The organism is Pseudomonas sp. SIMBA_041 (assembly GCF_046535095.1).
In the GTDB taxonomy this organism is placed as follows: domain Bacteria; phylum Pseudomonadota; class Gammaproteobacteria; order Pseudomonadales; family Pseudomonadaceae; genus Aquipseudomonas; species Aquipseudomonas mucoides.
Window position 1 is genome coordinate 1 of the sequence record NZ_JAWRXJ010000543.1, and the last position, 258, is coordinate 258.

At 35.3% G+C, this 258-nt stretch carries 1 protein-coding gene; it reads left to right on the forward strand.

Annotation, left to right across the window (positions count from 1 at the left end):
- Positions 1–13: 13 nt before the first annotated feature.
- The coding region (locus tag SB725_RS32280) for a flagellar cap protein FliD N-terminal domain-containing protein (RefSeq protein ID WP_410923573.1) at positions 14–258 on the forward strand (245 nt) is incomplete at its 3' end.

The following is a 258-nucleotide window of genomic DNA, read 5'->3' on the forward strand; positions in this document are numbered from 1 at the left end:
GGAGGGACATTGTATGGCTGGAATTAGAATTGGTGGTTTAGCTTCTGGCATGGATACTGAAAGCATAGTTAAAAAATTAATGGATGCTGAAAGAATTCCCTTAAATAAGCTAAAACAAAAGAAACAAAAAGATGAGTGGAAGCGTGATTCATACAGAGAAATGAATTCTCTGCTGTTAGAATTACAAAAAAAAGCAGATGAAATGCGCTATCAAGCTATGTTTACTAAGAAAAAAGTGATGTCGTCTGACGAATCGAG